Origin of the sequence: Pantoea sp. B9002 (assembly GCF_013385945.1) — a bacterium.
GTDB lineage: Bacteria > Pseudomonadota > Gammaproteobacteria > Enterobacterales > Enterobacteriaceae > Pantoea.
In genome coordinates, this window is the sequence record NZ_JACAPA010000119.1 from 1 (window position 1) to 368 (window position 368).

The 368-nt window shown below is 61.4% G+C and carries 1 pseudogene; it reads left to right on the top strand.

The features are described from left to right. Positions 1-229 (top strand): annotated as a pseudogene (locus HX773_RS25460) (MBL fold metallo-hydrolase); the annotation flags it as partial. Positions 230-368 lie beyond the last annotated feature (139 nt).

A 368-nucleotide genomic window follows, 5' to 3' on the forward strand; every position in this document is an offset into this window, starting at 1 on the left:
GCTGCAACCGCAGACCCTGGTGCCCGGCCATTACCTCGGCGACGCCGCGCATTCCGTGGCGGCGGCGCAGTTCACCGCGGACTACATCAAGGCCTTTGATGAAGAGACCGCCAAGGCCCAGGATTCCACGCAGTTGATCGCGGCCATGAAACAGCGTTACCCGGACCTGGGCGAAGCGTCCTCCCTGGAACTCAGCGCCAAGGTCGCCAAAGGTGAAATGAAATGGTGAGCCCGCTCACCGCCTGATTGACCGTAAACAACCCATTTGGAGAGCGTCATGAGCAAGATTGCAATCATTGGTGCTACCGGTCGTGCCGGTAGCCAGTTGCTGGAAGAAGCCCTGCGTCGCGGCCATGGCGTCACCGCCA